Genomic DNA, 19068 nt, shown 5'->3' on the forward strand with positions numbered 1-19068 from the left:
GCCCGCGTGAAGAGGTCCTCTGAGCAACCACAGGTCGCCGATTTGCGTGTGCGCCGCGGTTTCGTGCGCGGGGCGCACGTGACCTTCATCGTGGACGGCGCCGAGATGGAGGCGCCGGAGGGCGAGAGCCTTGCGGTCGCGTTGTTCGTGAATGGCAGGCGCACGCTCCGCCGCAGCCCGCGCGACGCGAACCCGCGCGGCATGTTCTGCCTCATGGGCTCGTGCCAGGAGTGCGTCGTGACCGTCGACGGGCGGCGGGTGCCAAGCTGCATGGAGCCCGTGCGCGCCGGTATGGTCGTCGTGACCGGAGATCCGGGATGAAGGGCGCCGGCGTCCGTGCGGAGCAGTCCGTCGACCTCGTGGTGCTGGGCGCCGGCCCCGCGGGCGTCGGCGCCGCGACGGCAGCCTCTTCGGCGGGGGCGCGTGTGGTCGTCGTTGACGAGAACGCGCAGGCCGGGGGGCAGGTGTACCGGGCACCTCCCGGGACCTATGGGATCGATGCCCCGGATACACCCGAGGCGCGAGAGGGCGCACGGCAGAGAGCCGCGCTCGGCGAAAGCGGGGTAACGCACGCCGCGGGGCACAGGGCATGGTCGATCTCGCGCGACCTGGCCGTGGATGCCATCGGTCCGCATGGTCTTGTGCGCTGGACGCCGCGGACCCTGATCGTCGCCGCGGGGACGACCGAGCGTGTCATTCCCTTTCCCGGCTGGACCCTGCCTGGCGTCATCGGCCTTGCCGCCGCGACGGTCCTGCTGAAGTCGCAAGGCGTGCTGCCGGGCCGCTCGACGGTCGTTGCCGGATGCGGGCCATTGCTCGCCGCCGTCGCAGTCGGGATCCTGAAGGCTGGCGGCCGTGTCGAGGCCGTGGTGGATCTCGCCGGCGCGCGCGACTGGCTGGCCGGGGTTCCCGACATGCTGTCGCGCCCGGATCTGCTGCGGCAGGGGGCCGGATGGCTGGCCGCGCTGGCAAAGGCGCGCGTGCCCCTCTACCGCCGCCACGCGGTTGTAGCCGCCCGGAGCCACGGAGAGGGCCTCGCAATCGCGATCCGGCCGGTCGATGCTGCAGGTGCCCCTCTGCCCTCGGGCGCGGAACGGATCGTGAGCGCGGATTGCCTCGCCATCGGGCACGGCCTCGTTCCGTCGACCGAGGTCACGCGCCTGCTCGGCGCCCGGCACGGGTACCTGCCGGAACGGGGCGGCTGGATTGCCGAGACGGATGGCGATTTCCGAACCAGTGTGCCGGGTCTCTTCGTTGCCGGAGACGCGGCGGGCATATCGGGCGCGGTTCCCGCGCTCCACAAGGGGCGTATCGCGGGATTCGCCGCGGCACATGATCTCGGTCTGATCGACGGTGCGCGTTTCGACGCGCTCGCCGCCGCCGACCGGCGGGCTTTGGCGCGGGCCGAACGGTTCGGCCGAGCGGCGGCCCGGCTGATGTCGCCGCGCCCGGCCCTTGCCGCGACAATGACACCGGACACTGTCGTATGCCGGTGCGAGGATGTGACGCGCGCAGAAATCGATGCGGCGATGGCTGATGGGGCAGACAGCCTAAATCAATTGAAGGCCTGGACGCGCTGCGGCATGGGGCCCTGCCAGGGCCGGACCTGCGGCGAGGCTGCGGCCATGCTTCTGGCGGCGCATGTCGGCGGGCGCGACCGCGCGAGGTTCTGGACCGGCCGGGCGCCGCTGCGCCCGGTCCCGCTGGCCGACATCGTCGGCGACTTCGACTATGACGACATCCCGATTCCGAAGGCGGCACCGCTGTGACCGGCATCCATGACATCGCGGTGATCGGGGGCGGCGTGATGGGCTCCACGGCCGCGCTGTTTCTCGCGCGCGGCGGCATGTCCACGGCGCTCATCGACCGCGGGCCGCTCTGCCGCGAGGCGTCGGGTGTCAATGCGGGCACGTTGACCCTGCACATGACGCGCGCAGCCCTGATCCCCTACGCGATCAGGGGCTGGGAGATGTGGCAGGCCGCCGAGGACTGGCTCGGCCGCGGCGTCGCGGCGCGGGCGGTCGAGGGGCTATCGCTCGCGTTCACGGAGGCGGAGGAGGACCTGCTGGTCCAGCGCGCCAGGGTCCGCCAGGCCGAGGGCGCGCCGATCGAACTGGTCGATCCGGTGCGCGCCCGCGAGATCGAGCCTGGCCTGAACCCGGCTGTCCGCCGCGCTGCATGGTGCCGCATCGACGGCTTTGCGAGCGCCTATCTGACCGGCAGGGCCTATCGTCACGCCCTCGTCGACGCCGGCGCGGACGTGCGCGAGGGCGCCACCGTGAAGGGGATCGACCGGACCGGCCGGGGTTTCACGGTGCGGATGGAAGGCGGCGAGACCCTCGCGGCCCGCCGCGTCGTCCTGGCCGGCGGCGTCTGGCTGGAGCGCATGCTCGGCTGGCTGGGCGTGCACATTCCGGTCAAGTGCCTAGTCAACCAGCTGGTCGTGACGGAGCGGATCGAGCCGGTGATGCGGACCGTCCTCAGCATCGCCAACGGGCTCCTGTCGCTCAAGCAGTTCGACAATGGCACGGTCCTGATCGGCGGCGGCTGGCAGGGCATCGGCGATCCGGATATGGGCGGGCGTGAGGCGATCCCTGAAAACCTCGTCGGCAACATCCGCCTCGCCTGCCATGTCATCCCGGCACTGCGCGCGACCCGCATGGCGCGGGTCTGGCTGGGGCTGGAGGCAGAAACGGCGGACGCCCTGCCGCTGCTCGGGGATGTCCCGGGGGTTCCGGGCGCATATGTCATCGGCTCCGTTCACTCCGGATACACGAGCGGTCCCTGGATGGGACGTCTTCTTGCACAGCACATCTTGGGAGCCGCGCCCGAGATGGGCCTCTTCGATCCTGCGCGCCTGCTCGACCAAACTCCGGCCGGACAAGAAACAGGGGAGGCAATCCCTCTATGATTCCGAACACCGACAGGCCCTTCGACGGCATCTATGTCGCCACCGTCTGCCCCATGCACTCCGATGGTGCCATCGACGAGGCAGCGCTTGCTCACCATTTTCGTACGGCCATGTCGACCGACGGCATCGTCGGCGTTCTGGTGAACGGTCACGCCGGCGAAAACTTCGCCCTTTCGCGCGCGGAGAAGCGCCGCGTGACGGAGATCGCCGCCGCAACCATCGGCGACCGCGCGATCATCGTGTGCGGCATCAATGCGGAGGACAGCTTCGAGGCACAGCGGCACGCCCGCGACGCAGAGGCGGCGGGCGCCGACGTGCTCATGGTTTTTCCGCCGTTCTCATGGGCCCTATCGCTCACGAGGGACATGGCGCTTACGCATCACCGCATGGTTGCTGAGGCGAGCGGGCTGCCGCAAATGCTCTACCAGGCGAGCGTGGGGTCGGGGCGCATGGCCTATGACGCGGAGACGCTGGCCGCCCTCGTCACCCTGCCGAACGTCGTGGGCATCAAGGAGGGCAGCTGGGAGACCGCACGCTACGAGGCGAACCGCCGCCTCATCCGCGAGGTTGCGCCGCACGTCGCAGTCATGGCGTCCGGCGACGAGCATCTGCTGAGCTGCTTCCTCGCAGGAAGCGAAGGCAGCCTCGTCAGTCTCGCCGTTCTGGTTCCGGACGCGATCGTCGCGCTGGACCGCGCGGTGCGGCGCGGCGACCTCGCGGCGGCGCGCGCCGCGCACGAGCGGATATACCCGCTCGCCAGGGCCGTCTATGGCACGGCCCCTTCCGGCTATGCGGCGGCTCGCCTCAAGACCGGCATGCGGCTTCTCGGCCTGCTCGATTGCGATCGCGTCCGGCCGCCTATCGGCGCGCTCGACGCGACCGAGATCGCGCGGCTTGACCGCGCCATCGCCGCCGCTGGCCTGGATGCCCGCAAACTCTGCCCGAGTACCGACACACCGTCCTGACCGAGGGAGCGAACCCATGACCTCAACCGTGATCCGCAACGGCCGCGTTGTCACCGCCGTCGACGATTATGTCGCCGACGTGCTGATGGAAAACGGGCGCATCGTGTGCATTGGCGAGGCCCTGCAGGTCGGCGCGCACGTCGCCGAGGTCGACGCCACGGGGATGCTGGTGCTGCCGGGCGGGGTCGATTGTCACACCCACCTTGAGAACACCTTCGGGGAGTCGACAACGGCAGACGACTTCAGGTCGGGCACCAAGGCGGCCGCGTTCGGCGGCACGACCACGATCGTGGATTTCGCCTTCCAGGGCCGCGACGTCGGCGTCATGCAGGCGATCGAGGCTGCGAGAGGCCGGGCGGAAGGGAAGGCCGCCGTCGATTACGGCTTTCACCTGATCACGACGCATGTCGACGACCAGGCGCTGGCAGACCTCAAGCTCGCGATACGCAATGAGGGCGTCACGAGTTTCAAGATGTTCATGGCCTATCCCGGCAAGGTCATGGTGGACGATGCGGCGATCTTCCGCGCGATGCGCCTTGTCGGGCAGCATGGCGGCGTCATCTCCCTGCACGCCGAGAATGGCATCGTGATCGAGCAATTGATCCGCGAGGCGCTTGATGCCGGCCATACCGCGCCGAAGTATCACGGCATAACACGGCCCGCGCTCATGGAGGGCGAGGCCACCCACCGCGGCATCAAGCTGGCGGAACTGGCGGAGGCGCCTGTCTATTTCGTGCATCTCTCGGCGCGGGAGGCGCTCGCCCAGGTCGTGGAAGCGCGAGACCGCGGTATTCCGGCGTTCGCCGAGACCTGTCCGCACTATCTCTTCTTCGACGAGAGCGCCTATGAAGACGACGGCTTCGACGTGGCTAAGTTCGTGATGAGCCCTCCGCTGCGCTCCAAGGAGGCGCAGCGCGACCTGTGGCGGGCGCTCAAGTTCGACGACCTCCAGGTGATCGCGACCGACCATTGCCCCTATTGCATGAAGGAGGGCCATCTGGGCCACCTCAAGCAGAAGCCCTTCGGCAAGGACGATTTCTCGAAGATCCCGAACGGTGCGCCGGGACTGGAGGCGCGCATGACGGTGATCTACGACGGCGGCGTGCGGCCGGGCCTAATCTCGCTCAACCGGTACGTCGAACTCACGGCTACCGCGCCGGCGAAGATCTTCGGCCTGTTCCCGCGCAAGGGAACGATCGCGGTTGGCAGCGACGCCGACATCGTCATATTCAATCCGGACGAACGGCACGTGATCTCGGCGAAAACGCACCACAGCGATTGCGACTACACCCTGTTCGAGGGGCGCGAGGTGCAGGGGCGCGTCAAGAAGGTGTTCCTGCGCGGCGAGATGATCGTGGATGGCGATGCATGGTACGGGCGCGACGGCAGCGGCGCATTTCTGAAGCGTGGCGAAACGGTAATGTTCTGAGGACGCAGGGCGAATGGCAGCCAGGTCGCACACACGACGCAAGACGGACATCGCACCAGCACCGCGCGCGGCGTCGAGGGCCGAGTCCGAAGGCAATCTCTCAGAAAGGGTCTACCGGCAATTGTCGGAGATGATCCTGGAGAAGAAACTCCCCGGCGGGACCGCCATCGTCGAGGGGCGGCTTGCGGACGAACTCGATGTCTCGCGGACCCCGATGCGCGAAGCGCTGGGACGGTTGGCTGGCGAGGGGCTCCTGGTCCGCACGACGCCCCGGTCCTACTCCGTGCGGCGGGTTTCACCGTCGGAGTTCTTCCAGAGCATGCGGGTGCGCGAGATTCTCGAGACGGAAGCACTCGACATGGCGATCGACCGCGTGCCCGAAGACGTCCTGTTGGATCTGGCCGCGCGGATCAAGGATCTCGCGGGTGCCCAAGAGCAGGAAAGCGCCCATTGGCAGACCGACGACCGCCTGCACATGCTGTTCCCCGAGTATTCCGGCAATGCCGTCCTCGCCCGTCTCGTCAGCGAAATCCGTGTGACAACGCGCCTGTTCGAACTGTCGCGACCGTTCGATCGGGTGAAGTCCGATGGCGCTGAACATCTGGCAATTATCGAGGCTTGCCTGAAGCGCGACCGACGGGCAGCCAGGGAAGCGCTGCTTCGGCATCTTCGCAATCTGCAGAGAGAAGCCATGCAGATCATGACGGGCGGCAGCAGCACGCTTATCGACAACGCCACGTGAGGTGACTTCAAGAGCGGTTTGGGCTCTCGGGTCCTTTTGGGAAGACGAAGGCCTTGCGTTCAGCGCCCCCGGGAACCCCGACGCGCAAGCCAGCTGCCGAACAGTCCGACGGACAATAGGCCCCAGATCGCGGGTTCGGGAACCTGCGTCCGGCTTGCCACGATCAGGTCGACATAGGAGACCCATTCGGCATCGTTCGCCGCGCGCACGCCGACGATGTTGCCGACAACGTCCAGGTTCGCATCGATGAAGACGAAGGTCGGGAAGGCAATGGAGCCGAGGTCGGAAAGATAATCGTTGAGAATGTCCGTCTTCAGCGTTTCGTTCCCGCTCATGTGCGCCACCTGCGGCACGCCGAACAGCGAAGACCATGCCTGCGCGATGCTCTGCGTGCTCGCGGAACCGGCCCCGTTTTCCATGACCATCGGCAGGATCAGGTCTTTGCCGGGAACCACGGGATAGACGGTTGAGTAGAATGTCTGGCACACGGCGCACCAGACCGTGCAGAAGTCCAGAATGACGCCAGTACCGAGGAAATCCGAAAGATCGACCGTTGCTCCGCTCTGGTCCTGAACGCTGAAGGCCGGGGCTGCCGTGCCGATCGGTGCGGCTTGCGCAGGGCCGGAAGGTGCCAGTGCATTGCCGGCCGTGACCCCGGCGACAACAGCCATGGCAATGGTCCATTGGCGAGTTTTCGAACCGATCATCTGTACTCCCCCCTGCTCCTTCCTCGGATGTGCCGGCAGATCGCTTCGAACAGGATCTGCTGGTGCAGCCCGGCGATTCATCGGCAGACGAGGGCGGCAAGCAATAATTGTACCGATACAAGAAAGTCGAATAGCGGCTTGATTTCCAATGGATGCGGCCTGCCCATAATTCATGACCTGGAAAGCCCGTTTGACGCTTGCGTCAGGCAAACTGTCAGCGAGACGCCAATTCGACAGCGGCGCTTGTGTCTGCCCCACTGTGCCAGGTCGTGCACAGTCGAAGCCGGGGCCGGTGGCTATTCCCCGTTCGATTTTCCTGAATGAACGGTCGAGACGGGCCATGAGGATGGGCGACACGGCCGGCTATCCTCTTTCGTCGTGCCAACGAGCCTACTGGGAGATTGTCTTCGGACCTCGAGAAGATGACGAAGGAGCTGGTCCCGAATTGTCCTCCCTGTTGTCTCTTATCGTCGGCGGCAAGCTCTCCCTCATCGTGAACGCCGCGATGTTAGAGAAGGATCTCAAGAACCGCGAAGAGGTTATCGCCATCGCCTACGTCAGGTGGCCGGACATCCGGTCGACGCCCGTGGAAGACCTGTGAGCTCCAGGCGGTTTCAAAGGGTCTCGGGCCCTGCTCGTCGGGGTCCGGGACACACAGGCGGCTCCTGAAGCCCTCCGCTCCATCTGCCTGGTCACGCTGGCCGGTGCCCGATGGTCGTGTCATGGGCGTTACCCGCTGTTCTGGACCTTTGCCGCTCACCCGGTATCCTTTGCGGCCGATGGGTCATGTCACCTCACTCTTCGCCCGAAAGATGGTGGCCGCGGCGGGGCCGGCAGTAGACGCACGTGCGCTGCTCGCTTCCGTCGGGCTCGACCCCGACGGTCCTTGGGACCCCAAGGTCATGCTTCCCGCCGCGACTTACTACGCATTGCTGGAACGTATTGCCGAGGAGACGGACGTGACCGACCTTCCGCTCCGCGGCGGCGCCTCCATGCGCTGCGACGATTACGGCGCGCTCGGGCTGGCATGGAAGGCCGCGCCGGATCTTCGGGGCTCGTTTTCGAGGGTCGAACGCTACGCGCGGCTCTGGACCAGCGTCGTCGAGTACGAACTTCGACCCGATTCGCGGGGTGCCTTGTTCATCCTGCACAGGGCCGGGCCGCGACGGCTGGGGATGCGGCTGTCGAACGAGGCAACACTGGCCAGCGCGGTATCGCTCGCCCGGCAGGTCTGTCCGGAGCCCTTCTCGCCGCTGGAAGTCCTTATCCGGCACCACGCCCCCAAGACACAAGCAGCGCACGAGGCCTGGTTCGGCTGTCCTGTCCGGTTCGATGCCGGTCTGGACGCGCTTCTGATCTCGCCTGAGGCGCTTGCGCAGCCGAACATCCTCGGCGACGAGGGGATTTCCCGCTACCTGATCTCGCATCTGGATGCCGAACTGTCCGGGATCGGTGACGACGGCTCGCTTGTGGGGCTGGCCAAGGACGCAATCGCTCAGGCGCTGAGCGAGGGCGCGCCGAGGATGGCTGACATTGCCCGCGGCCTCGGCCTCAGCGCACGGTCCCTGCACCGGCGGCTCTCCGAGCATGGTATGAGCTTCCAGGCACTGACCGATGAGACCCGCCGCGAACTGGCGGAAGGGCTCTTGCGCGACCACCGGCACTCGCTCGCCGAGATCGCCTTCCTGACGGGCTTCTCGGAGCAAAGCTCCTTCACCCGTGCCTTCAAGCGCTGGGCCGGGCGGACGCCGGCCAGCTATCGCAAGGACCGCTCCGCCACCTGAGGCGGCCTTGTGGCAGCGGCGGTCAAAACCCTGGCATGGCCGGTCAATACCGTGCGGCGGCCTGGCGCATATCCCTTGGCAGCAACCCGAGCCAAGGAGGCAGTTCCATGCAGACCAAGCCCATTCTCGTCATCGGTGCCACTGGCAAGACCGGCTCGCGCGTCAGCGCCAGGCTGGACGCGCTCGGCCATCCGGTCCGCCGCGGCTCGCGTCAGTCGGCAACACCCTTCGATTGGGACGCGCCCGAGACCTGGCCCTCCGCGCTGGAAGGGGTTGGCTCCGCCTACATCAGCTATTTCCCCGACCTGGCCTTCCCGGGCGCGGTGGAGAAGCTGGCATCGTTGTGCGAGACAGCGAAGGCCGCGGGCGTCGGCCATCTCGTGCTGCTCTCCGGCCGCGGCGAGCATCATGCCCGGCTGGGCGAGGACGTCGTGCGCGCCTCTGGCGTGGACTTCACCATCGTCCGCGCAGCCTGGTTCGCGCAGAACTTCAGCGAAGGCCAGTTGCGCGCCCCGGTGTTGGCCGGCGTGCTGCCGATGCCCGGCGGCGACACGCCCGAGCCGATCGTCGATATCGAGGACATCGCCGACGTGGCCGTCGCCGCGCTGACGCAGGACGGTCACAGGGGACAGCTCTACGAGGTCACGGGGCCGCGCCTGATGACCTTTGCGGAGATGGCGGCGGAGCTATCGGCGGCGATCGGGCGCGAAATCCGTTACATGCCGATCTCGTTCGACGAGTTCCACGCCACTGTCGCCCGGTCTGGCGGGGAATTCGTCGCGGACGTCTTCACCGCGATCGCCCGTGAGACGCTGGACGGACGCAATGCGCATCTCTGCGACGGCGTGCAACGCGCGTTGGGACGGCCGCCCCGCGACTTCGCGGACTTCGCAAGGGCGGCTGCCAGTTCCGGCGCGTGGTCCACTGCGGCATGAGGTTCAGATCGGCGCGGCGGGCGGACGGTTCGCCCCGCCAACCCCGATGCTCACGAGGCTTCCAACATGTCACATGCGATCTTCTTCCTGACGCAATTCGCCATTCTCGCCTATGCGCTGGTTGGCGGTGTCTTTCTCGCCTTTTCCGACTTCATCATGCGCGCGCTGTCCCTCACCGGCGGCGTCGGCGGCGTGGAAGCAATGCAGGCGATCAACCGCGAGGTCTTCCGCTGGGTCTTCATGGCGCTGTTCCTGGGCATGGCGGCCATCTCGCTGGTCCTTGCCGTCTATGCCGTGAGCACGCTCGGCGGCGTGGCCGGGACGCTCATGTTGCTGGCAGGTCTCGTCTATCTGGTGGGGTGCTTCGGGGTCACGGCCGTGTTCAACGTGCCCATGAACGAGGCGCTGGCAGGGATGGACCTGACGTCCGAGGCGACGCGCGATTACTGGGCGGGCACCTACCTGCCGCGCTGGACCTTCTGGAACACCGTCCGCACCATTGCCTGCACGCTTTCCGCGGCGCTTCTGCTCGGTGCGCTCTCCTGGATGCCACACCCGTTCGATGCAGCGCCCCTGGGTCCGTCCTCCTGACGAACCGAAATGCAGTATTGTCGGCGGGGTATTCGGGGAAACAAAGTTCCCGGACACATCCCTGCTCAGGCTCGATACGAGCGGAAACCTGACATCTCGCCGGGCGAGGCGGGAAGATATCACGCCGCTTCCCCACCCGGCACTCGCCCGGCGGCTGCGCGCGAGGCATCGCCCATGAACAAGGGCGGGCTTGAGCATGTGGCGGCCGCGTAAATCGGTTCGATCATTTGCGGTTTTGCCGATCAGTGCGGTGTGAGGCCTCGGCGATAGCGAATGCTTGCGCCGGGTGGTTCAAGTACGGCCAGCGGCGTCCGCGTCTGCAATGCCGGAGCTCGATTTTTGCTGTTCCTGGTAGATCCGAACCTGCGCGGTTTCGGCAGCGACAAAGAATGCCCCCCCGAACGCTGCAATGAGGCAACCAACCCACAGCAGCAACAGGTTCTCCCGCAATTTCCCGATGCGCTTCACGATGCCCTTGATGCCGGCATAGCCGGGCAGGGCGGCGATAAGGAACATGACCAGACCAGCGATCCGCAGTTCGTCTGGCATTTCCGGAGTGGGCACGACATAGGTCTTTGTGAAATAGCTCATCGTGTAGGGATCGAATTGCCATGCTTTGGACCATGCGGACCAGACCAGGCTCGGCAAGAAGACGAAGCCGATTGCGAGCTGCATCGCGGTGGTGAGCGGGCTGTTTGACATGCGTACGAACATTGGCTTTCCCGATACCCAAAAAGTGGCGGCAGCGTGCATCGCTTCGTCAAGGGGCGCAGTTCGGAATAATGTAGCCACTCAACGATAAGGAATGCTTGCATCGGAAGCTTAGATTGCGTGTTCGGGTGTACAGGCATCGGACGGGGGGAGCCGAAGCGCAAAGGCGCATTTATCGCTCGGGCGCGAGAGCAGGGCCTTCAGAAGCTGCCGGGGCTCTTCGGGTGGATGCCGTTCTTCGCCATCCAGCCGCGCCGGTGGCCTTCCGGCACGCAGATGTCACGGCTGCCGGCGGCAGCATCCGCAAAAAGGAGCTTTGCTCTATTTGCAGAGAATTAATCAGTCTGATGCATTATTTTCAAGACGTTTGGCCCAACGTCGCGCATCGGAGTTTTTGTATTGTCGACCGCTGTGTTTACTGTGCTCGTGATCGTTGCATTGTGCTCTGCGGTCGTGGCCTTGAGCTTTCTGGCCGAATGGGAGACGCGCACCGCGGGCAGGGTAGCTGTGGCACCCAAGCTCCTGCTCGGGCTGTTTGGCGGCGTCGTTGGCCTGTTCTACCTCGATGGCGCGATGGTCTCCAGTCGTGGCGCGGACACGGTGCGCCTGCTGTTTCGCCTGCCGGACGATGTCGCACTCGGGCGTATCTATGGCGGCAGCAAGGAGCCCGTTTGCTACAGGCGGGCGGTGTCTTACAGAACGACAGTCGAGTTCACACCCGATCAGTTCGCCCGCTATGTCGCGTTGGTCGATGACCGGAGCGTGTGGCGCCCGGTGAACCCGCCGCACTATCTCGCGGACCGGAGCCACCTGCAATTTTCCGACGACGCCCTTGCATGGCAGGAATTGCCGGAACCGGGATGGAGCGGCAGACAGCAGCTCGTCTGGAACATTGCGGGCACTGGCGTCCGCCGGGGCGTGGCGCTCTGCCAAAGCATTGACCGCGTCGATCGGCAGGCGCCTGCCGAAGCCGTCACGTCGATATTCTCGGTTACACCCTGCAATGCGAGGGCCCGCCCCAGGATCCCCCCCGGCGGAGGCCGCGTTGCGGCAGCACTGGACTTCGACAAGCAGAAACTGACCATCGACATCACTTTCGACAGCAAGCCCGACTATTGCAACAATCGCATCTCCAACTGGCTCGGGGCGGCGCTTGGTCTCGACACGAAGTAGCCGGTACGCGCATCCGGCTACGGCCCATCGTCAGCGGGGCTTGGCCAGTGTGGTTCGCGTGTGCAAGCATTGCGCCGAATGCCAGTTCCCAGGCGAAGCGTAGATCCAACTGAAACGGTCGCAGGACGAGTTGCCCATGTCCGGAAATGCGGAGTTGCCCGGTAAGAAGCCCAGGTCCATTGCTCGCCGAATGTTCTTGGGCTCGCTGACCATGGTCGGTCTTGCATCGCTCGTCCTTTGGATATTGATCAGCCCGCCCAACAGCTTTCATCCGATGTGTACCTATACGGTGAACGCCCAGGTGACTGCGGATGTCGAAATCTCCGGGAAAGTGCGCTCATCGGAAGTCGTGTACCAAAACTCCCGTTCCCGGCAATGGATCTCCATCATGAACTCTGCCGGCTGCAAGCAAAGGTATGGCAATGCACATGTCTACCGGCTGGAAAACGACAGCGTTCTCATCGTCCCAGCCCGACTTTGTTACGCGGCAGAAAAAGCATTCGCTGCATCCGGGCATGTCGACGTTCTGAGCACCTGCACCGGGAAACAGGCAAGACAAGATCGCGCCTTCTTCGTCGACTCCGCAAGCCGGCCCAGGAAATGGCGGCCGGCCATCAATGGGGTCGACTTCCGCATCGTCAGCATGACCGCAACGTCCACGTGGCGCCATCCCGCTGACGACATCGAGACGATCGCGCCAAACCTGCTGAGGGCGTATTTCCAACGTGATCGCAGTCGTGACATTGAATGGGGCGACACCCCTGAAACCGTGATCGATTACCATCGGCGGTACGACATCAAGAAACATCGGCCGGATGGATCGTTCGAGTTCGAGGTGCAATACGGACGCTTCTAGGCTGAAGCGCCATTTCGCTCATGGCGGCGTAATGCGAGCAGGGCGCCTCGGCACGATGACCGTACAGGGGCTGCGCCGCGATGGGAGCGCGTTCCCTATAGGACGATGGCAATGCGCTACGCGGTTCAGTAGCGCGGTCCGGTCGTCGACCGTGCGCAATCCCTCCGCCTAGTGGGAGGTTTGCAGACGATTGCCTGGCCGGTCGGGAGCAGGGGCCAGCGGACGGATCGCCATGCCGTCCTGCCGCAACCCACCATCGGGCGCGACCGGGCACCTAGCCGGGGGCGTTGGCGCCCACGACGATTTCGTCGCTGACGTTGTCCACCACGACGGGCGTTTCGAAATACTGGATGTGAGGCTCAGCGCTGTACTTCTCCCTGATCAGCGCCCGCCAGGCGTCATCGAAGACCGCGTCGGCCGCGGCGCGGGACTCGAACAGGTAACACCCGCCGCCGGTCCCCGTTTCGGGGTCGAACAGGTAGTATTTGCGCACCAGTCCCGACATGCCCCGATATCGCGGTGCGGTGGTCTGGAAAACCGCTGCGGCATGGTCAAGCGACATGGCCTCGCCGAGCTTGAATTGAACGACCGCGGTGATCATGTGCGCCTCCCCATGCGATTGTCGGTGAAGCCTAGCCGGTTTCTCATGGCTGCGGTATGGCCGGAGAGTATTGGCCCCGGTGCGGCGATCATCCTCCGCTTTGCCAATCCAGGACGGCATCCACAGGATAGAGCAGCATCAGCACGTTCAACGCCAGTCCGTCGCGGATCACGATAGCGGTCAGTGCCTCCAGCGCGATCACGATCGCGGCGCTTGCCCAGGCAGGGATTGATCGCGCCAGCCAGAAGCCCAGCACCATCGCGAAAATGTCGAAGACCGAATTGACGACGCTGTCGCCGTAATAGTCCAGAGCGATCGTCACCGTCCGATAGCGTTCGATCACGGTGTCAGAGTTCTCGACGATCTCCCATGCGACTTCGATTGCCGTGGCGAGAAACAGACGAAGACCTGTCGAGGCGCGCGGTACGGTGAGCGCAAGTGCGGCATAGAACAGGATGCCGTGAATGATGTGCGAAGGCGTGTACCAGTCGGTAAGGTGCTGGGAGCTCTCGGCAGACACTGTCGCGCCGTGCCAAAGCTTGACGTATCCGCATTGGCAAATCGGTTCGCGCCCCATCAACAGCAGCGTCACCGCAGCAAGCACGATGAGGATGACGGTGCCCAAATACCAGCCGTGGCGCGCCATGCTTTCGTCCCCCTGGGATTGCGATCGGCAGCTTGCCAGCTTGCCAGATTGAACGAATTGGAGGGGAATGTCCCCGAGCGCGTCCCGGCCCCAACAGAAGTCCATCAGTATTGCAGAGGTGCGCGGTCTGTCAGGCCGTGTGCGGAGGCTGTTTGCGCGCGCAACTGGCGGGTCTTGGGGCTGAAATCGTGGCAGTGGGGTGGGCCGTCTGGCCACCAGTTCGGCTTTCGTGGAATGTCTTCCAATCTTCCCTGTCGCTACTCCCGGTATGGTTGTGATAATTCGGGGCCTTTCTGAGGTCTTGTTCGATCTGTGGCGTGGCGACGAGCGTACCGATAAGGACGCGACGGGCGTGGATTTGAGGAACCGGCTGCATGAGATGCTCTCCACTCACGTTTTCGCTGCTCGCGGCGTTCGCTCTCTATGGTTGCGACGAGGCGCAGCAGACCGCCTCTCCCGAACCTGTTCGTGCCGTGAAGACGATCACGGTCGCTGACGGTGCGCCGGCCGAGCGGCGGGTCTTCCCCGGCGTGCTGGTGACGGCGGAGACGATGCGCCTCGGGTTCCCGGTGGCGGGGCGGCTGCTCGAGGCGCCGCTTCGAGAGGGCGAGGCCATGAAGGCAGGCGACACGGTGGCGCGCCTCGACCCGGCGGAGGCGCAGCGGCAGATCGACGCCGCCCGCGCCCGGCTTGCCGCTGCGCGGGGCCGTCTCACGGCAGCCGAAGCGGAGTTCCAGCGCAAGAAGCACCTGTTCGAGCGGGACCTGATTGCGCGCGCCGCCTTCGACCGGGTGAGCGCGGACGTCACGACGGTGCGGGCCGAACTGCGTGTCGCGGAAACCGAACTCGCGAGCGCCGAGGAGCGGCTGGAACGCAGCACGCTGATCGCGCCGCGCGACGGCGTGGTCACCGCGCTGCTGGCCAACCCGTTCGAGGAACTGGGCGCGGGCAGTCCAGTCTACGAGGTCGCCGTGACCGCCGCTCTCGAGGCCGAAGTGCTGGTGCCCGAGGGATTGGTCGGGCAGATCGGTCCGGGCACGCCGGCCGAGGTGCGCCTTCCTGCCTACCAGGACCGTTCGATCCCTGCGCGCGTGACGGAGATCGCGGCGGAGGCCGAGGCCGGGGCGGCGTTCCGGGTCCGGGTGCGCCTGCAGAACCCGCCGCCGGACGCGCGAAACGGCCTGTCCGCCGCCGTGACATTCGCGCTCGAACGCGCCGAGCCTGCGATTGAGGTGCCGCTGTCGGCGCTGGCCTTCCTCAGCACGCGATCGGAACCGACCGCCGGGGATTCCGCGTCCGTCTACGTGTTCGACGAGGCCGATGGCCGTCTCTCCCTGCGCAAGGTCAGGATCGAGGGCGTGAGCGGCAACCGCGTCCTTGTCACGGAAGGGCTCAGCCCCGGTGAGAGGGTCGTCGTCGCGGGCGTCGCGCTGCTGGAAGACGGCCAGCGCGCACGGCTCTGGATGCCGCCGGAATGAGCGGGCTCACCCGGTTCGCCATCGACCGCTGGCGGCTCACGCTTGCCGCGGTCCTGCTCGTGGCGCTTTACGGCACGCTCGCCTATTTCGAGCATCCGAGCCAGGAGGACCCCGAGATCACGATCCGCATGGCGGTGGTGACGGCGCAGTTTCCCGGACTGCCGGCACGGCGGATCGAGCAGCTTCTCGTCAAGCCCATCGAGGAAGCCGCGCGCACCATCCCGGAGGTCGAGACGATCTCCAGCGCGGCGCAGACGGGCGCAGCCACGGTGAAGGTCGAAGTGGGGCCGGCTGTGACGGACGTGCGCGCGGTCTGGTCCAAGCTCCGCGACCGGATGGACGACCTGGCGCCGCGCCTGCCGCAAGGCACGGTCGGCCCGCAGGTCAACGACGACTACGGCCGCGTGGCAGTGACGACACTCGCGCTGCACGGGGCGGACTACACGCTTGCGGAGATCCACGCCGTCGCCCGCAAGGTGCGCGACAGGCTGGCCGCGACGCCGCTCGTCGCCCGCGTCGACATCTACGGCGCGCAGCAGGAGCGGGTCTGGATCGAGTTCGACCGCGCGCGGCTCAAGCGCGCGGGCGTGAGCCTCGACCAGGTGATCGACGCGATCGCCGCGCAGAACCTGATCCTGTCCTCCGGCGCGCTGGAGACGGAGGAGGGGTTCCGCTACGCCATCGCCACGTCCGGCGCCTTCGACGACTGGCAGCGCGTCGGCGAGGTGCCGGTCGTCACCCCGTCGGGCCGCCTGATCGAGGTACGCGATCTTGCCGACCTCTGGCGGGGCTACGAGGATCCGGTGCGCACGCCGGTCTTCTACGACGGGCAGGAGGCCATCACCCTCGGCATCGCGATGGCGGAAGGCGGGGCAATCCAGGCGTTCGACCGGGCGCTGGCGCAGGCGTTGCGCGACGTGCGCGCCGATCTGCCGGTTGGCCTGTCGCTCGACTTCGTGACGCACCAACCGCCCATCGTCGCGCAATCCGTGGCCGAGGCGACCGAGAACCTGTTCCAGACCATCGTGACGGTGCTTGCGGTGGTGATCGTCTTCCTCGGCCTGCGGGCAGGCGCGATCGTGGGCGCCATCGTGCCGCTCAGCGTGCTGATGGCGCTGGTCGGCATGACCTTCTGGGACGTGCCGCTGCACCGGATCTCCATCGCCGCGGTCATCATCGCGCTGGGGCTCCTGGTGGACAATGGCGTCGTGATGGCTGAGGACATCAAGAAGCGGATCGACGGGGGCGAGCCACCACGCGACGCGGCTCTGGCGGCGAGCCGCTCGCTGTCGGTTCCGCTTCTCACCTCCTCGCTGACCACGATTCTTGCCTTCCTGCCGCTGATGCTGGCGGAAGACGCGACGGGCGAGTTCCTGCGCGCGCTGGCCCAGGTGCTGATCCTGACGCTGCTCGCAAGCTGGCTCTTGTCCGTGACCGTGACGCCGCTCCTGTGCGTACGGTTTCTCGGGCGTGCGACCGTGCAGGCGGCGGCGGGGCCGTCGCGCAGCGAGGCGCTCTACGCCGGTGTCCTGTCCCGTGCGCTCCAGTTCAAATGGCTCGTCCTTGGCGGCGCCGTGCTCGCCTTTGTGGCGGCGGCGGCGGGCTTTTCGCGGGTGCCGACGGGGCTGCTGCCGCCGTCCGAGCGGGCGCAGTTCGTGCTCAACCTCGAGCTTCCCGCCGGTTCGAGCGAGGGCGAGACGGCCCGTGTCGCGCGCCGGCTTGCGGGGTTCCTCGCGGACGTGGACGCCAATCCGGAGATCGCGGGCAGCGTGATCTACGTGGGCTCGGGCGGGCCGCGCTTCTTCCTGGCGCTGTCGCCCCTCGATCCCGCCCCCCATGTGGCCTTCGCGGTCGTGAACACGACAACGCCGGACGCAGTGAGCACTGTCCGCGCGAGGGTCGAGGAGTGGATGGCCGCCAGCCTGCCGGAGGCGCGCGGCTGGACCGAGCGGCTCTTCCTCGGCAGCGCACCGCCCGGAACGGTCGAGATCCGCCTGCTAGGCGATGACGTCGACACGCTGTTCGCCGCGAGCCGGCAGGTGAAGGCGGCGTTCGCAGGCATCGAGGGCACCCGCGACATCCGGTCGGACTGGGCGAACCCGGTACTTCAACTCGATGTTCTCGTGGACGAGGCCCGCGCGCGCCAGGCGGACGTCGCCCCCTCGCTCGTCGCGCGCACGCTGGCCGCACAGTTCGACGGCGTCCAGGTGACAGATGTGCGGGAAGGCGACCGGCTGGTCCCCGTCGTGCTGCGCGCCCGGCCAGAGGACCGGGACACCATCGACGCGCTGGCCGACGTGACCGTGCCCTCCGGCTCGGGCGAGCCGGTCCCGCTGCTCGCCATCGCCGACCTCGGCGGACAACTGCAGCCATGGGTCATCCGCAGGCATCAGCAGGAACGCGCGCTCACGGTTTCGGCAGTGAACCCCGGCCTCCCCGCCGCCAGCCTGCTCGCAGAGGTCGTGCCGAAGCTGGAAAGCGCGGGCCTGCCGGCGGGCGTTCACTGGGACATTGACGGCGAGGTGCAGGCGAAGGCCGAGGCCAATGCGGCGCTCATGGAGAACCTGCCCATCTGCCTGCTCGGGATCGTTCTCTTGCTCGTGTGGCAGTTCGACAGCTACCGGCGGCCCGCGATCATCATGCTGACGATCCCGCTGGTGCTGATCGGTGCGTCGCTGGGGCTCAACCTGATGCGCGGCGTGCTCGACTTCAACGCCATGCTGGGGATCCTGTCGCTCGCTGGCATCGTCGTGAACAACGGGATCGTGCTGATCAAGCGGATCGACGAGGAGCGGCGCGCCGGCCGCGCGCTCGAGGCCGCGCTCGTCACGGCGTCGGCCGCGCGTCTGCGCCCCATCGTGATGACGACGCTGACGACCATCCTCGGCCTCATGCCGCTCTTCCTGTTCGGGGGTGAGCTTTGGCGCGGCATGACCATCGTCATGATGTTCGGGCTGGGCGTCGGCACCCTGCTGACGCTGCTCGTGGTCCCTGCGCTGTTCGCTGTCTTCTTCAGGGACGAGGCGCGGGCGGCATGATCCTCGGCCAGCTCTTGATCGGCGCGATGGCAATCGCGGTCAGCGTGATCATACATGCGAGCTTCATGCTGGCGGCGGCGTCGATCCCTCAGCGCGCCGATCCCAGCCGGCACCCGCAGGCGATAAAGGCCCTGATCATCATCGGGGTGGTTGTGTGGTTCTTCCTGTCGATCTGCGTGCAATGTTGGGCGTGGGCCGTGCTGTTGATGTATCTCGGGGCGATGGAGAGCCTGGAAGCTGCCCTCTACTTCTCCACCGTCACATTCACCACGGTGGGATATGGCGATCTCGTGCTCGGCGAGGACTGGCGTCTCCTCGGATCCTTTGCCGGGGCCAATGGCACGATCATCATCGGATGGACGACGGCCATGGTCTTCCTCGCCGTTCAAAGGATCTATCCCTGAAGGAGCCTGCGATTCTCCGTCATCGCCAGTCTCGGCAGGCTTTATTCGGTCGCTGCCCGCACTAGCATTGACACCGGAGCTATAGACGGGGGCCGAT

19 protein-coding genes are annotated in these 19068 nt (G+C 66.3%); 15 read left to right on the forward strand and 4 right to left on the reverse strand.

Annotated elements, in window-relative coordinates:
* The first annotated feature begins 6 nt into the window (after positions 1 to 6).
* The 6 genes from NJQ99_RS15420 to NJQ99_RS15445 are packed head-to-tail and all read left to right on the forward strand — an operon-like array spanning position 7 to position 6047.
* Complete coding sequence (locus tag NJQ99_RS15420; protein ID WP_269333766.1) at positions 7 to 321, forward strand: (2Fe-2S)-binding protein; 315 nt, start codon at positions 7 to 9, stop codon at positions 319 to 321.
* Complete coding sequence (locus NJQ99_RS15425; RefSeq protein ID WP_269333767.1) at positions 318 to 1769, forward strand: FAD/NAD(P)-dependent oxidoreductase; 1452 nt, start codon at positions 318 to 320, stop codon at positions 1767 to 1769. Before NJQ99_RS15420 ends, NJQ99_RS15425 begins: the two co-directional genes overlap by 4 nt.
* A 38-nt stretch (positions 1770 to 1807) precedes the next feature.
* Positions 1808 to 2911 (forward strand): NAD(P)/FAD-dependent oxidoreductase, encoded by a 1104-nt coding sequence (locus NJQ99_RS15430; RefSeq protein WP_407933371.1) that lies wholly within the window; start codon positions 1808 to 1810, stop codon positions 2909 to 2911.
* Positions 2908 to 3876, forward strand: a complete 969-nt coding sequence (locus NJQ99_RS15435; RefSeq protein WP_269333769.1) for a dihydrodipicolinate synthase family protein — start codon at positions 2908 to 2910, stop codon at positions 3874 to 3876. Before NJQ99_RS15430 ends, NJQ99_RS15435 begins: the two co-directional genes overlap by 4 nt.
* Before the next feature lie 16 nt (positions 3877 to 3892).
* Positions 3893 to 5305, forward strand: coding sequence for a dihydropyrimidinase (hydA, locus tag NJQ99_RS15440; RefSeq protein WP_269333770.1), 1413 nt, complete (start codon positions 3893 to 3895; stop codon positions 5303 to 5305).
* A gap of 13 nt (positions 5306 to 5318) precedes the next feature.
* On the forward strand, positions 5319 to 6047 hold the full coding sequence (locus tag NJQ99_RS15445; protein ID WP_269333771.1) for a GntR family transcriptional regulator: 729 nt from the start codon (positions 5319 to 5321) through the stop codon (positions 6045 to 6047).
* A gap of 59 nt (positions 6048 to 6106) precedes the next feature.
* Here NJQ99_RS15445 and NJQ99_RS15450 read toward each other — a convergent pair whose 3' ends face one another.
* Complete coding sequence (locus NJQ99_RS15450; RefSeq protein WP_269333772.1) at positions 6107 to 6754, reverse strand: redoxin domain-containing protein; 648 nt, start codon at positions 6752 to 6754, stop codon at positions 6107 to 6109.
* A 346-nt stretch (positions 6755 to 7100) separates the two neighbouring features.
* Between NJQ99_RS15450 and NJQ99_RS15455 the strand changes: the two genes are divergently transcribed.
* The 4 genes from NJQ99_RS15455 (at position 7101) to NJQ99_RS15470 (ending at position 10064) form a co-directional block, all read left to right on the forward strand.
* Positions 7101 to 7355 carry a hypothetical protein gene (locus NJQ99_RS15455; protein ID WP_269333773.1) on the forward strand — a complete coding sequence of 85 codons (255 nt, stop codon included), beginning with the start codon at positions 7101 to 7103 and terminating at the stop codon, positions 7353 to 7355.
* A 211-nt stretch (positions 7356 to 7566) separates the two neighbouring features.
* A complete protein-coding gene (locus NJQ99_RS15460) occupies positions 7567 to 8538 on the forward strand; it encodes an AraC family transcriptional regulator (RefSeq protein ID WP_269333930.1) in 972 nt (323 codons plus the stop codon).
* Positions 8539 to 8645: 107 nt separating this feature from the next.
* Positions 8646 to 9473, forward strand: a complete 828-nt coding sequence (locus NJQ99_RS15465) for a Rossmann-fold NAD(P)-binding domain-containing protein (RefSeq protein WP_269333774.1) — start codon at positions 8646 to 8648, stop codon at positions 9471 to 9473.
* Between the two features lie 66 nt (positions 9474 to 9539).
* On the forward strand, positions 9540 to 10064 hold the full coding sequence (locus NJQ99_RS15470) for an anthrone oxygenase family protein (protein WP_269333775.1): 525 nt from the start codon (positions 9540 to 9542) through the stop codon (positions 10062 to 10064).
* A gap of 291 nt (positions 10065 to 10355) precedes the next feature.
* On the opposite strand, the gene NJQ99_RS15475 is transcribed toward NJQ99_RS15470, so the two are convergent.
* Positions 10356 to 10778, reverse strand: coding sequence for a hypothetical protein (locus tag NJQ99_RS15475; protein WP_269333776.1), 423 nt, complete (start codon positions 10776 to 10778; stop codon positions 10356 to 10358).
* A 396-nt stretch (positions 10779 to 11174) separates the two neighbouring features.
* On the opposite strand from NJQ99_RS15475, the gene NJQ99_RS15480 reads away from it, so the two are divergent.
* Both NJQ99_RS15480 and NJQ99_RS15485 read left to right on the forward strand, forming a co-directional pair.
* A complete protein-coding gene (locus tag NJQ99_RS15480) occupies positions 11175 to 11948 on the forward strand; it encodes a hypothetical protein (protein ID WP_269333777.1) in 774 nt (257 codons plus the stop codon).
* 136 nt (positions 11949 to 12084) lie between these two features.
* Positions 12085 to 12804, forward strand: coding sequence for a hypothetical protein (locus NJQ99_RS15485; protein ID WP_269333778.1), 720 nt, complete (start codon positions 12085 to 12087; stop codon positions 12802 to 12804).
* A 274-nt stretch (positions 12805 to 13078) separates the two neighbouring features.
* On the opposite strand, the gene NJQ99_RS15490 is transcribed toward NJQ99_RS15485, so the two are convergent.
* Positions 13079 to 13405 carry a YdhR family protein gene (locus NJQ99_RS15490; protein ID WP_269333779.1) on the reverse strand — a complete coding sequence of 109 codons (327 nt, stop codon included), beginning with the start codon at positions 13403 to 13405 and terminating at the stop codon, positions 13079 to 13081.
* 88 nt (positions 13406 to 13493) lie between these two features.
* The gene (locus NJQ99_RS15495; protein WP_269333780.1) at positions 13494 to 14051 is read right to left on the reverse strand and encodes a DUF2585 domain-containing protein; all 558 of its coding nucleotides are present in this window, start codon (positions 14049 to 14051) and stop codon (positions 13494 to 13496) included.
* A gap of 374 nt (positions 14052 to 14425) precedes the next feature.
* Here NJQ99_RS15495 and NJQ99_RS15500 point away from each other — a divergent pair, with 374 nt between their 5' ends.
* From NJQ99_RS15500 to NJQ99_RS15510, 3 genes are read left to right on the forward strand one after another with little or no spacing between them, the layout of a single operon-like run.
* Complete coding sequence (locus NJQ99_RS15500; protein ID WP_269333781.1) at positions 14426 to 15529, forward strand: efflux RND transporter periplasmic adaptor subunit; 1104 nt, start codon at positions 14426 to 14428, stop codon at positions 15527 to 15529.
* Positions 15526 to 18567, forward strand: coding sequence for an efflux RND transporter permease subunit (locus NJQ99_RS15505; protein ID WP_269333782.1), 3042 nt, complete (start codon positions 15526 to 15528; stop codon positions 18565 to 18567). The genes NJQ99_RS15500 and NJQ99_RS15505 overlap by 4 nt, the downstream gene beginning before the upstream one ends.
* Positions 18564 to 18971 carry a potassium channel family protein gene (locus NJQ99_RS15510; protein WP_269333783.1) on the forward strand — a complete coding sequence of 136 codons (408 nt, stop codon included), beginning with the start codon at positions 18564 to 18566 and terminating at the stop codon, positions 18969 to 18971. The genes NJQ99_RS15505 and NJQ99_RS15510 overlap by 4 nt, the downstream gene beginning before the upstream one ends.
* Positions 18972 to 19068 lie beyond the last annotated feature (97 nt).

It is taken from the genome of Futiania mangrovi (assembly GCF_024158125.1).
Classification (GTDB): Bacteria; Pseudomonadota; Alphaproteobacteria; order Futianiales; family Futianiaceae; genus Futiania; species Futiania mangrovi.